This window comes from Micromonospora zamorensis, from assembly GCF_900090275.1.
In the GTDB taxonomy this organism is placed as follows: domain Bacteria; phylum Actinomycetota; class Actinomycetes; order Mycobacteriales; family Micromonosporaceae; genus Micromonospora; species Micromonospora zamorensis.
The window spans coordinates 6732559-6744749 of sequence record NZ_LT607755.1 but is presented as its reverse complement, the minus strand read 5'-3'; the positions used below and the strand labels follow the sequence as shown (position 1 = coordinate 6744749).

Annotated in this window: 12 protein-coding genes and 1 tRNA gene; 6 read left to right on the top strand and 7 right to left on the bottom strand. The window is 70.4% G+C overall.

Features of this window, described 5'->3' with window-relative positions; genetic code table 11:
- The first annotated feature begins 172 nt into the window (after window positions 1-172).
- The 5 genes from GA0070619_RS30370 (at window position 173) to GA0070619_RS30350 (ending at window position 3854) form a co-directional block, all read left to right on the top strand.
- Window positions 173-706, top strand: coding sequence for an AAA family ATPase (locus GA0070619_RS30370; RefSeq protein WP_088951187.1), 534 nt, complete (start codon window positions 173-175; stop codon window positions 704-706).
- Between the two features lie 268 nt (window positions 707-974).
- Window positions 975-1223: a hypothetical protein gene (locus GA0070619_RS30365; protein WP_172862143.1), complete on the top strand. Its 249-nt coding sequence runs from the start codon at window positions 975-977 to the stop codon at window positions 1221-1223.
- Between the two features lie 60 nt (window positions 1224-1283).
- Complete coding sequence (locus GA0070619_RS33885; protein WP_088951185.1) at window positions 1284-1562, top strand: tyrosine-type recombinase/integrase; 279 nt, start codon at window positions 1284-1286, stop codon at window positions 1560-1562.
- Between the two features lie 823 nt (window positions 1563-2385).
- Window positions 2386-3114, top strand: coding sequence for an LPXTG cell wall anchor domain-containing protein (locus tag GA0070619_RS30355; RefSeq protein ID WP_088951184.1), 729 nt, complete (start codon window positions 2386-2388; stop codon window positions 3112-3114).
- Between the two features lie 215 nt (window positions 3115-3329).
- Window positions 3330-3854 carry a nucleotidyltransferase domain-containing protein gene (locus tag GA0070619_RS30350; RefSeq protein ID WP_197699580.1) on the top strand — a complete coding sequence of 175 codons (525 nt, stop codon included), beginning with the start codon at window positions 3330-3332 and terminating at the stop codon, window positions 3852-3854.
- A 225-nt stretch (window positions 3855-4079) separates the two neighbouring features.
- On the opposite strand, the gene GA0070619_RS30345 is transcribed toward GA0070619_RS30350, so the two are convergent.
- Window positions 4080-4153, bottom strand: a tRNA-Thr gene (locus tag GA0070619_RS30345).
- A 144-nt stretch (window positions 4154-4297) separates the two neighbouring features.
- On the opposite strand from GA0070619_RS30345, the gene GA0070619_RS30340 reads away from it, so the two are divergent.
- Window positions 4298-6040: a metallophosphoesterase family protein gene (locus GA0070619_RS30340; protein ID WP_088951183.1), complete on the top strand. Its 1743-nt coding sequence runs from the start codon at window positions 4298-4300 to the stop codon at window positions 6038-6040.
- Between the two features lie 118 nt (window positions 6041-6158).
- On the opposite strand, the gene GA0070619_RS30335 is transcribed toward GA0070619_RS30340, so the two are convergent.
- The 6 genes from GA0070619_RS30335 to tmk all read right to left on the bottom strand — a co-directional run bounded on the left by GA0070619_RS30335 (window position 6159) and on the right by tmk (window position 12138).
- Window positions 6159-6998 carry a PSP1 domain-containing protein gene (locus GA0070619_RS30335; protein WP_088951182.1) on the bottom strand — a complete coding sequence of 280 codons (840 nt, stop codon included), beginning with the start codon at window positions 6996-6998 and terminating at the stop codon, window positions 6159-6161.
- Between the two features lie 313 nt (window positions 6999-7311).
- Complete coding sequence (locus tag GA0070619_RS30330; RefSeq protein WP_088951181.1) at window positions 7312-7992, bottom strand: hypothetical protein; 681 nt, start codon at window positions 7990-7992, stop codon at window positions 7312-7314.
- A complete protein-coding gene (locus GA0070619_RS30325) occupies window positions 7992-8297 on the bottom strand; it encodes a type VII secretion target (protein ID WP_088951180.1) in 306 nt (101 codons plus the stop codon). The genes GA0070619_RS30330 and GA0070619_RS30325 overlap by 1 nt, the downstream gene beginning before the upstream one ends.
- A gap of 1 nt (window position 8298) precedes the next feature.
- Window positions 8299-8628: a YbaB/EbfC family nucleoid-associated protein gene (locus GA0070619_RS30320; RefSeq protein WP_007454690.1), complete on the bottom strand. Its 330-nt coding sequence runs from the start codon at window positions 8626-8628 to the stop codon at window positions 8299-8301.
- Window positions 8629-8773: 145 nt separating this feature from the next.
- Window positions 8774-10039, bottom strand: a complete 1266-nt coding sequence (locus tag GA0070619_RS30315; protein ID WP_088951179.1) for a DNA polymerase III subunit delta' — start codon at window positions 10037-10039, stop codon at window positions 8774-8776.
- Window positions 10039-12138: a dTMP kinase gene (gene tmk, locus GA0070619_RS30310; protein ID WP_088952150.1), complete on the bottom strand. Its 2100-nt coding sequence runs from the start codon at window positions 12136-12138 to the stop codon at window positions 10039-10041. Before tmk ends, GA0070619_RS30315 begins: the two co-directional genes overlap by 1 nt.
- Window positions 12139-12191: the final 53 nt, after the last annotated feature.

Here is a 12191-nt window from a genome sequence, read left to right as displayed (position 1 = left end):
GGCGACCTGATCGATCTCGGGAAACCACCGCCTGGTCCTCGTGCCCGGCACGGTGTCCTGGTCCGCGATCGTCCGCTCATGCTCGCCGGTTTGGCTGCTCGGCAGGGCCCTGACGCCTCGCTTACAAGTCCTGTACAGGTCGTCCGGTTGCCCACGCGCGTTAATGTGTCCCGTGATCGTATGGCTCAACGGCACCCACGGCGCGGGCAAGACGACGACCAGCGCGCTCGTGCAGCAACTGATTCCCGATTCACGGGTATTCGACGCCGAGAAGGTCGGCGAGACGCTCATGGACATCACGCCGGGGCTGCCCGAGACTGACAACTTCCAGCACTGGCCGCCGTGGCGGCAGCTCGTCGTCGATACCGCCCGCCACGTGCTCGACTACACCGGCGGCACTCTGGTGATGCCCATGACTGTCCTGGTCGAGCAGTACTGGCGCGAAATCAGTACGGGTCTCGGCGAACATGCGATCCCAGTAAGGCACTTCGTCCTCCACGCTGACGAAGACACCCTCCGCAGGCGTATCGAGGGGGAACACCCCGTCCCGTCGCCGTTCCGTCTCAAGTACCTCGAGCCCTACGCCGAGGCGGCCCGCACGTGGCTGCATGCCGAGGCCGAGGTCGTCGACACCACGCACCTGACTCCCGCGCAAGCCGCCGTGCAGATCGTCCTCCGCGCTACCGCAGGAAGCCCAGGTGCCTAACCTCAGCTTGGAAATCAGATTGATCTCCACGGACAGCGACCGACATCAACGGGGGATAGCGCAGAGCGTTGATACCGCGTGCAGCGCGGCTACTGCTGATACCTGGTGTTGACCGTTGCGTCGGGCAAAGGAACGGGCACGAAGAACGTTGGGAGGGAACATGGAAATCACTTCTGGCGGCACCCCCGGGCCGCGTCTTGCCGACCGTCTAGCCGTTCGCGGCAACAACGTCTACGGCCGTCTCCCTCATGCCCCGAGGGTGAAAGTCTTGGCCGAGATGTTCGTGCGTGCAGGCTGGCGTGCCCGTGCAAGCTCGTGGACCGAGTATGAGGTCGAGAACGAGTGGGTGTGCATCGAACTGGTCGAGCCGTCACCTGATGAACGCCTTTTCAGCGGCGTCGTTGATCCGTCCCGCGTCGACGAACTCGGTGCCGTCCTCGCGGGTTTGGGCCTGCGCTACTCGATCGAACTGTGGAGCGACGACGGAACAAGCCTCCTGCGAGAACTCTCCGGATGAATCGTTCGGTGTGAACGAATGACCGGCGGGCGGTGAGCTGCCTCTGCCCCCCCTGCTGACCTGCTGACCCAACCCGCCCTCGTCCGAGTCCGTCCGTCCGTCTACGCGCGTACCGATCGTCACTCAGTTGGTGCCGGCCTACGGCAGGTTCGTCTTCACGACCTGCGGCACACGGCGGCCAGCGTCCTTCTCGCCCAGGGCGTACCCGCCCGTGTGGTGATGGAGATCCTCGGTCACTCTCAGATCAGCGTCACTCTCAACATCTACGCACACGTGGCCCCTGAGGTCGCGCGGGAAGCTGCGGCACGGCTGGAAGGGGCGCTGTGGTCCGGTGAGTAGGGTGCTGCTCGCTTGGCTGCTCGCCACAACGAAGGCAAGCGAAAGGCCCAGATCATGTTCGGCGATCAAGCCGGCGACCTGGGCACATGGGGTGTCCAGCAGCGGAAATACCTCTCGACATCTCGCACCATTCCCCCGCCGTCCGTCGACCTCTTGCGGACTGGATGCGGACCGTTTACCTCGGGCTCGTGGTGTGTGTGCGGGGGGCGGGTTGCGGTGTCCAATATTCAGTCCCGGGATCACTCCGGGGACCTACCAGTGCCCGCCCCCCGTAGCCGCGCTGTCCCACGTGGGGTTGCTCTGACCGGCCAACTGCGGCGCACCGTAACAGGCGGTTACGACATGGAAGGTCCTAAGCCGGGGATCAGAAGAAGATCGCGGCGGCCTGCTGGAAGGCCATTACCCCTGTTCAGGGGTCTGCCGCCGTCTGGGGATGCCGGCCCGGATGGGGTGGCTTGGCTGCACCGCTGGCTATACAGCCATTGGCGTCCGCATCGTGCGCTTCGGCGCTGGTCGCAGCACCTCAGCGGTACAGCTTGCCGGGGTATGAGTCCAGCTGGGCCGTTGACCCTCGACGCCCGCCCGACCAGGGCAGGGCGAGCCACGCGGCGCCTTGACCCATCCAAGTCCGCCCAGCTCGCTGAGAACTTCTTAACAGAATGATCTCAGTGGCGGGTCTTTCATCCCTTGTAGAGGGGTTGGGGCGGCGATTTTACGCAGTGGGTTGCTCGTTGCGCGGTTCAGGCCGCCGATCTCTTCTTGCCTATCCATCCAGTGACGGTAATATCCCCGTGTTTTGACGTGTAACGGGGAGGAAGACCACATGCGATGGAAGACCCCGGCTGGCGCCCTCATAGCGCTGGCCTTTCTGATTCCGGCCGCGCCGGCGATGGCTCAGACCCCATCGACCGGGCTGAACGCAGCCTGCCAAACGGTCAAGCGCGACGTGTACCAGGACATCCGCAAGCTTACCTCCGACCTGGACGCCGCCGATGATGAGCAGTTGCGGCTGGTGGCCTACCGGATCCTCGACGAGGCGCAAACCAACAAGTTTCCCGTCCTGCCTGGCGCCCTGGAGAAGCCGCTGGCGGGCACCCCGGACGATCTCCGCGCCTACCTCAAGGCGGACGTGCAGAAGGCCTGGTTGACGGATCTGCGGGTCTCGGTGGGCCGAACGATGGTGGACGCTGGTGACAACGTGGACGCTGCCGCGCAGAAGGTGCTCGACGAGGCGGCCGTCGACGCCTACCTGGCTTACCTGAACGACGGCGTGTACGTCGCACGTGCGCTTGATTGCGCGTCTACGCCCACACCGACGCCGAGCGCCAGTGCCACGCCGAGCGCCTCCCCCAGCGCCACGACGACCGTCGCACCGACCACCACTTCCTCCGCCAGCCCGGGCGCTCCCGGCGGCGAGAACGGTGAGGGCGGTGGGCTGCCCGTGACCGGTGCCAACACCGCGACCGTGGCCGGCATTGGCGGCGCGCTTCTGCTCCTCGGCGGCGCGGGCTACCTGATCGGACGCCGACGCCGTTCCAGCTTCGTGGCATAACCACCCGATCGCGCCCGGCTCGATGCTTCATCGGGCCGGGCGCCATCGGCGCTGTTCTGAAGAGGTCGGTCCGGCCCGAAGGAGTGTGCCAGCTTCGGGAGCAAGCCGCAGTGCATATCCGACGAGCGGCGGCAATCCGTGCCGTTGAAGGCATCGTGACCTGCATTGCGGAAGATCTTCTCGGCTGACCCTGGCTTGCCAGCCGCGTTGGAAAGATGGACATGATCGACACTGCTGACATGAATGCCGGCGAGGTCCAGACGGTTCTGGACACTCTCGCTGCCGCCGGCTGCAACGCATGGATCAGCGGCGGGTGGGGTGTGGACGCGTTGTTCGGAAAGCAGACTCGTCCGCACCGCGACTTGGACCTGGCAATCGCCGCAGAGCACGAAGCAGCGGCCCTGCTGGCTCTCGGCCGGCTGGGCTATGTCATCGAGACTGACTGGCGCCCGGTACGCGTTGAGGTCGTGGCCGAAGGACGAGGCCGAGTAGACCTTCACCCGCTCAAGTTCGACGAGGCCGGCCACGGCCACCAGGCCAGCCTCGATGGCGGTAACTTCCGCTGGCCGAAGGAGTGCTTCACCACGGGAACCATCGCCGGCCGCCCGGTCAACTGCATCTCGGTGGAGCAGCAACTGCTGTTCCACAGCGGGTACGAGCCGCGCGACATCGACCGCGCAGACCTGGCCCTTCTGCAGATACTCGCAACGGAGACCCGGCGAGCAGACGAAATCGTCTGATAATGCCCGCCACTCTCTACCTCACGTGAGATATCCAGGACAGTGGCAAGACCACCTTGGCCCGACGGCTGGAAAGAGATCCACACGACCTGGACGCTGTCACCAACCGCCTGGACGAGGCGGTCCCTGCGGAGAAGGACCACCTGCGGACCGGCACCACAGACGGCGGCGTGACAGACCTCGGAAACGGCGAAGCCCAGGCCAATGACCTGGGCTTCTGTACCGAGCCGCCTGACGGAATCGAACCGTCGACCTACGCATTACGAGTGCGTCGCTCTAGCCGACTGAGCTAAGGCGGCAACGATCAGCAAGTGTACGGCACCACCCGCCCACCGCTCGAACGGGATACCCCTGGCAGTCCCGCCGTCGCCAACCGGACATCGGCCGCCATCTAGCCGTTTACCGGACAGCGAGTGATCGAATGCGGGACTACGCTGCGGCGGGTGAGCGACGAACGCGACGATTCCCCCCACCAGGAGCGTCCTGCCCGCCCCCCGGGTGGCGAACGCGCCGCCCACCGTCCGCGTAGCACCGACCCGCTGGAGCTGGGCTTCACACCGCGCAAACCGGTGCCGTGGCTGGCGCCGTTCCTGCTGATCAGCACCGGCATCCGCACGCTGCTGGCCGTGCTCTTCGGGGCGTACCTGGACAAACGCGAGTTGCAGAACGCGTTCGGCGACGACGTCTTCCGCCAGGTCGGGCCGGACGGCGGGCTGTGGCTGGACTATGTGGCCGACCTGGGCGACGGCTTCAACGCCACGTACTCGGTGGCGTACCTGCTGGCGCAGCCGGAGCTGACGGTGGACGGGCACCGGCTGGCCCGGGCGCAGACCCTGGTGATGGGTGGCGACCAGGTGTACCCGTCGGCGGCCTACGCCTCGTACGAGGACCGGTGCAAGGGCCCGTACCAGGCCGCGCTTCCGGTGGCACCGCCCGAGAAGCCCACGCTCTTCGCGGTGCCGGGCAACCACGACTGGTACGACGGCCTCACCGCTTTCCTGCGGCTGTTCGTCCGCTCCCGGGACCGGAACTTCGCCGGGTGGCGCACCGGGCAGTCACGGTCGTACTTCGCGGTGGAGTTGCCCGCCGGCTGGTGGCTTCTCGGCGTGGACGACCAGTCCGGCTCGTACCTCGACGACCCGCAGTTGGCCTACTTCGACGAGGTCGCCCGGCAGCTCGGCCCGGAGTCGAAGGTGATCATCGCGGCGCCGGCGCCGACCTGGGTCAAGGCGGCCGACAACCCCACGGCGTACGACTCGATCGACTACTTCATCCGGACGATCATCGACCCGACCGGGGCACGGGTGCGGCTGCTGCTCTCCGGCGACCTGCACCACTACGCCCGCTATTCCGGGCCGGACCGGCAACTGATCACGTGCGGCGGCGGCGGGGCGTATCTCTACCCCACGCACAAGCTGCCCGAGCGCATCGAGGTCCCACCGCGGGACACGCTGGCCCGCCGGGCCAGCTCGGCCCAGCCGTACGACCTGGTGGCCCGCTACCCGGACGCGGCCCGTTCCCGGCGCTACGGCTGGGGCATCTTCACCCGGCTGCCGTTCCGCAATCCCGGCTTCACGACTCTGCTCGGGACCCTGCACACCCTCCTCATGCTGGCCATGGCGGGTGCCACCGCGAACTGGGCAGACAGCACCAATCAGCGGCTGTTCAGCGTTCCGCTGGTGTTGATGGTGCTCGTGACGGTGCTGGCGGCGATTCTGTTCGCCAAGCCGCCCAGCGCGAGCGGCAAACGCCACGCACGGCACGGCATCCTCGGTGTCAGTCACGGCGTGGCGCATGTGGCCCTGGCGGCGGCCGGCACCTGGGCGTGGTTGGCGCTGCCGTTCTACGACTGGCCGTGGCCGCTGCCGGCGGTCGCCGCGGCAGTTCTCTACGGCCCGGTGATCGGCCTGGTGGCCAGTCAGCTGGTGGCGGCGTACCTGTTGGTGGCTGGGTCGTTCGGGGTGAACGTCAACGAACTCTTCGCTGGGCAGGGCATCGAGGACTCCAAGGTGTTCCTGCGGATGCGCATCGACCCGGACGGCACGCTGACGATCTATCCGATCGCTGTGGACCGGGTCTCCCGTGACTGGCAGGTGAACCCCGACCAGTCCCCCACCCAGAGCTGGCTGACCCCGAAAACCCGCCTGGTCCCCCGCCTACCGGAACCCCCCACAGTCCTGCACTAACCCCACCCCACCCCACGCCCTCTCCTTCCGTTGACCATGAAGTTGTTGCCCCGACACGCCGGTCTGGTTGGCAATAACTTCATGATCAACGGGGACAGGGGTGGGGGTGAGGACAGGGTCAGGGGGTGTAGTGCTGGTCGTGGGCCTGGCGAGAGCCGCAGACGGAGGCGCGGGAGCACATGGAGCGGGAGCCGTCGGCGTCCAGCCGGACCGTCACCGCGTCGCGCGGAACGCTGTGGCCGACCACCCGGCCGTCGCCCTCGGGTGTGGAGACCCGGCTGCCGACCGCCGGGGCGGTCTCCTGGAAGCGCTGGTAGAGCGGATGTTCGTACTTCAGGCAGCACATCAACCGGCCGCACGCGCCGGAGATGCGCAGCGGGTTCAGCGGCAGGTCCTGGTCCTTCGCCATCCGGATGGTCACCGGCTCGAAGTCGGTGAGGAACGTGGCGCAGCACAGGTCCCGACCGCAGGAGCCGATGCCGCCCTGCACCCGCGCCGAGTCGCGGGCGGAGAGCTGACGCAGCTCGACCCGACAGTGCAGGGTGGCGCCGAGGTCACGGACCAGGGAGCGGAAGTCCACCCGGTGCGGCGCGGTGAAGTAGACGGTGCTGCGCTCGCCGCCACCCTCGGCGGAGCCGAGCACGTGGTCGACGGCCACCACCTTCATCGGCAGGCCGTGCGAGCGGATCAGCCGTTTCGCGGCGACCTTGGCCTCGGCCTTGCGGCGACGCAGCGCCTCGTCCCGGCGCAGGTCGTCGTCGACGGCCAGGCCCACCAGGCGGGGGAAGCCGTCGGTCTCCTCGGTGACCCACTGGGCGGCCCACACGCACTCCGCCACCTCGGGCCCGTCGTCGGTGGGCACCAGCACCTTGTCGCCCACCTGTGGGCGCAACTCGCCCGGGTCGAGGTAGTAGAGGCGCCCGTACCGGTTGAAGCTGACCGCGCAGAGCATGCCCATACCCCCACCCTACGACGGTCGCGGGCCGAGGGGCACGTCGGCCGTCGCCGGACGACTACGCCCCGCTGCCATTCACGACCGTCGACTTGACCTATTGCCGGGCGGCCCGTCGTGCCGTTGCTCCTCGACCGGACGGTTGATTCCGGGCCCGGGCACGAGACAAGACGCACCCCGGAGGCGTTGAGTGGAGGCATACCTGCGGGGGGTGCAGGGGGAAGACCACGGCGTCGCCGTGGGGCCGGCTCAGATCAGGCGCCCGCGAGCGACGCCGTGGCCTGTCCGGGACCTGGTGACCCCCTTCCGGGGGATCTGGCTACCAGCCGACCCGGGTGGGCTGGTCGTAACGGGGTCGCCCGTCCACCGGCGGTCGCCACGCTGCCTCGGCGAGACTCGGCGCCCACTGACGCAGCAGCGTCTCCGCCCCGTCGTACGCGACGCACAGCACCGCCAGCACCCGCGCGCCGATCTCGGCAGCGTCGGCCACACCGGGCCCGATCGGCCCGGGGCGCGTCGACACACCGGCGGCGGTGGCGGAGACCACGGCGACCGCCTCGGCCGAGCGGAGCACGTCGGCCAGCGTCCGGGCCAGCGCGAGACGGCTCCCCTCCACCCAGTCGGCGAGCGCGTCGGCGTAGCCGGCCGTGGACTCGAGTCGCCCGACCAGGCTGTCCGGCCCCTCGTCGAGGTGACGCAGCAGTGCCGCCCGCTGCTGCCCGTACGCGGTGGCGGCCGGACCGGACCAGAGCAGCCCGTCGGTGAGCGCGGCGGAGACGTCGTCGTACCCCCGGACCAGCCGGCGCACCGCGTGCCCGGCGCCGGCGAGCGGCGCGGGATGAAGGTCGAGGAAGCTGCGGACGGCGTCGCCCGGCAGCACCTGCATCCGGCGCAGCAGCGGCCAGACCCGGTGCCCCTCGGGGACACCCGCGGCGATCAGCGCGTCCACCCGGCGCAGCAGGTCGAGGCCGGGCTCGGCGAGGCGGTCCAGCGCGTCCATCAGGGCTCCCCGACGAGCCGGCGGCGGGCCGCCCGGTCGACTTCGGCATAGCGGTCGGCGGCCTCCCGCACCGCCGCGGCGGCGGCGGACAGTCGACCGGCGGCGGCGCGGGCCTCGCGGGCCCGGTCGTCGGTGGCGGTGGTCCACTGCCGGTGCAGCGCGCGACCGATCTCGCCGGGGCGACCCGGGGCGTCGGTGCCGAACGCGGCCTGGGCCGGGTCGGTGGCGGTGACGGTGTGCGAAACAGCGGTGAGCGTGGCGCTCGCCTCGTCCAGCCGGGCGGAGAGCGCGCGCAGTGTGTCCATCTCAGGCTCCCGCGAGCGGTCGGTAGGCGGCGAACGTCTCGTTGTGCAGCTTTTCCCGGGCCCACTCGGCGGCATCGGCCGCCGCGGTGACCGCGGCCTGCACGGAGCCGGCCACATCCCGAGGGCTGCGGGTGTGCAGCGGCCCGAGGAAGCGGACGTCGGTGATCCGCCCACCAGCGGTGACCACCACCTCGACCAGACCGTCCGGCGACCGGACGGTCACCTCGACGGTGGACACCGCCTGGTCGAACTCGGCCTGGAGCGACTCGATCCGGCGGTAGCGCCGCACCGCCTCCTCGATCCAGGCTTCGTCGATCTCCCCCCGCGGCATCGGCCGACTCCTCCCGGTGATCCCTCACTCAGCGTGCTGCCACCGTCACCACGGCACACCGGACCGTACCGCACAGCAATTGCGTGTGTCGATGCCTGTGGATGACCAGTCCGGCGAGCGGGACCAGGGCCTCCGAGGGTGCGGGTCAGCCCTTCCAGAGGGCGAGCATCATCGCCTCGACCGCGATCCGCGGTTTGACGTTCGCCTCGATCGCCGCTCGGCAGGCGAGCACGGCCTCCAACCGCCGCAGCGACCCCTCGGCGTCCCACTTCTGAGCGCCAGCGCCGGCCAGCGCGGCGGTGTCGGTGTGCACCGGGGCGACGGGCGCGCGCAGCGCCATGGTGAGCGCGTCCCGATAGAAGCCCGCCAGGTCGACCAGCGCCCGGTCCAGGGCGTCCCGCTGGGCCCGGGTTGCCCGCGACTTCTGCCGCTTCTCCAGCTCCTTGAGCTGGCCGGCGGCACCCCGGATCGCGCCGGACGCGCCCCGCCCGGTGCCGCCCGCGCCGAGCGCGGTCTCCAGCGCCGCCCGTTCGGTCGTGTCGGATTCGGTGACCGAGGCCTCGGCCTCCGCCTCGGCTGCCTCGATCAGCGCGGACGCCGCGTCGAACGCCGCGCCGACACCGGTCAGCCGGCGCGGCACCGCGAGCACCGCCTCGCGCCGCTTGCGGGCCTCCGGGTCGCGGGCCAGGCGGCGGGCCCGGCCCACGTGCCCCTGCGCGGCCGCCGCTGCCCACTGCGCCACGTCGGGCGCGATGCCGTCCCGACGGACCAGCACCTCGGCCACCGCGGTGGCCGGCGGCTGCCGCAGGGGTACGACCCGACAGCGCGACCGGATGGTCACCGAGATGTCGTCCGGGTGGGTGGACGGGGCGCAGAGCAGGAAGACCGTACGCGGCGGAGGCTCCTCGATCGCCTTGAGCAGCGCGTTGCCGGCGGCCTCGGTGAGCCGGTCGGCGTCCTCGATGACCACCACCTGCCAGCGCCCGCCGGACGGGGTGCTGGCCGCGCGGAGCACCAGCGCGCGCATCTCACCGACGCCGATGGAGAGCCCCTCCGGCACCACCAGTCGAACGTCGGCGTGCGTGCCGCCCGTCGTGGTGCGGCAGCCGGGGCACTCGCCGCAGCCGGTGCCATGCGCGCACTGGAGTGCGGCGGCGAACGCCCGGGCGGCGACCGAGCGACCGGAGCCGGGCGGGCCGGTGAAGATCCAGGCGTGCGTCATCCCGGTGGACGGGTCCACCCCGGCGGGCGCGCTCGCGGGCTCGGCAGCGCTGGCCGGGCCTGCGGCGACCAGCGCCGGTGCCCGGTCGACCGCACCCGCGCGCAGCACGGCGGCCGCCGCGGCGGCGGCCCGGCGCAGCTCGGTGACCGCCTCGTCCTGACCAACCAGGTCGGCGAAGACGTCCGGCATCAGGTCTTGTGCTCCATCGTCACCAGCTCCGCGTCGGATAACTCAGGCTGCACCGACGTGTCCGGGCCCTGCGCCGGCCGGGGGTGCACGATGCCGCCCGGCTTGCCGAGCATCTCCTCGACACGGCGGACCACCTGCCGGTTGATCTCCTCGACCGACCGGGACGCGTCGAGCACCAGGTAGCGCTTCGGGTCGGCGGCGGCGAGGTCCAGGAACGCGTACCGGACCCGCTCGTGGAAGGCGACCGACTCGGCCTCCAGCCGGTCGGTGCCGGTGTTGCGTGAGGCCACCCGGGACAGGCCGGTCTTCGGCTCGACGTCGAGCAGCACCACCAGGTCGGGCTTGAGCCCGCCGGTGGCCCACGAGGACAGCCAGGACACCTCGTCGACCGGGAGTGTCCGCCCCGCGCCCTGGTACGCCAGGGACGAGTCGACGTACCGGTCGCTGATCACCACGCCACCCCGGACCAGGGCGGGCCGGACGACGGTGGCCACGTGGTGTGCCCGGTCGGCGGCGTAGAGCAGCGCCTCGGCGCGCGGTGACGGCGCGTCGTCGCCCGAGGTGTCCAGCACGAGAGACCGGATCCGTCGGCCGACGCCGGTCGCACCCGGCTCGCGGGTGACCACGACCTCGCGTCCGTGGCCGCGCAGCCGCTCGGCGAGCGCGGTGAGCTGGGTGGACTTGCCCGCGCCCTCGCCACCCTCGAAGACCACGAAGAGCCCGGCGGAGACGAACGGCTCGGCCGGCATCAGCGGACGGCCCCGGATGGATCCCCAGAGGTCGGCGAGGACCGGCACGCCCTTCTTGTCGTCCATCTGGCCGAAGGCGCTGATCCCGGCGAAGATGCCGGCGGCACCGGCGGCGAGCAGCAGCAGTCGGGTGGAGGACACGGAGATGCCGAGGTCGGCGATGGTCAGCTTGCGGGAGCCGCCGACGCCGACCAGCACGCTGCTCAGCCCGATGGCCAGGATCAGCACCAGCCGGGTGCCGATCTGCACCACCGCGAAGACCCGGCCGCGCACCTCGTCGGCCACCTCGCCGCCCAGCAGCGTGGTGCCGGCCAGGAAGGCCATGCCGGCGCCGGCGCCGACCAGCACCGCGCCGACGATCGCCATGGACAGGTGTATGGCGAAGGCGAGGGTCATCACCGCGGCGCTGGCCAGCACGATGCTCATGCCGAACCAGCGGCGCCGGGACATCTCCTTGACGACCATCGGGCCGAGCCCGATGCCGAGCGCCAGACCGAAGAAGATAGCGCCGAAGAGCAGCGAGAACGCGGCGTCGCCGGCGCCCAGCGAGTTGGCGAAGAACTTGGCCGTGCCGACCACGATGCCGCCACCGGCGAACGCGCCGAAGATGCCCAGCACCAGGCCACGGACGAGCGGGGTCTCGCCGATGTACTTCCAGCCCTCGGAGAACTGCCGGAACATGCTCTGCTCGGAACGCTCGGCCTCACCGCGCTGCGCCTCGCTGATCTCCTTGATCCCGAATGCCACCACCAGTGCGGTGGCGAGCCGGGAGAAGGAGTTGATCCAGAGCGCGAGCTGGGCCGGCTCGGCCCAGGAGGGCAGGTCGCCGCCGACGGCACCACGGACGCCACGGTCGAGCACGGCCAGGCCGATGGCGGCGGCGATCGGGGTGAGGCCGTACGTGGTGATCAGGGTGAGCTGGTTGGCCGCCTCCAGCCGGGACCGCGGGATCAGGTTGGGGACCGCGGCCTCCTTGGCCGGAATCCAGAGCAGGGTGAGCGACTCGATCAGGAAGGTGGCGATCAGCGCCCAGCCGACCACCAGGCCGCCCGGGGCGCCGGAGAGGGCGTAGAGCGGGATGGAGGCGAAGAGCACGAAGCGCAGCAGGTCACAGATGACCATCGTCCAGCGCCGGTCGAACCGGTCGGCGAAGACGCCGGCCACCGGGCCGAGCACCAGCGCGGGCAGCAGCCGGATCGCGGTGACCCCGCCGAACGCGGCGCCCTGGGCGGTGCTGCCCTGCACCTGCGAGGCGGCGAAGAGGGCGGTGGCCAGCAGGCCGAGCCAGTCACCGAAGGAGGCCGCGCCGAGCACGATCCAGAGCCGCCGGAACGGCCGGATGCGCAGCACGGAGCGGATCGCGGCATAACCGGACGGATCAACCTGACCGCCGTTGGGCTGCT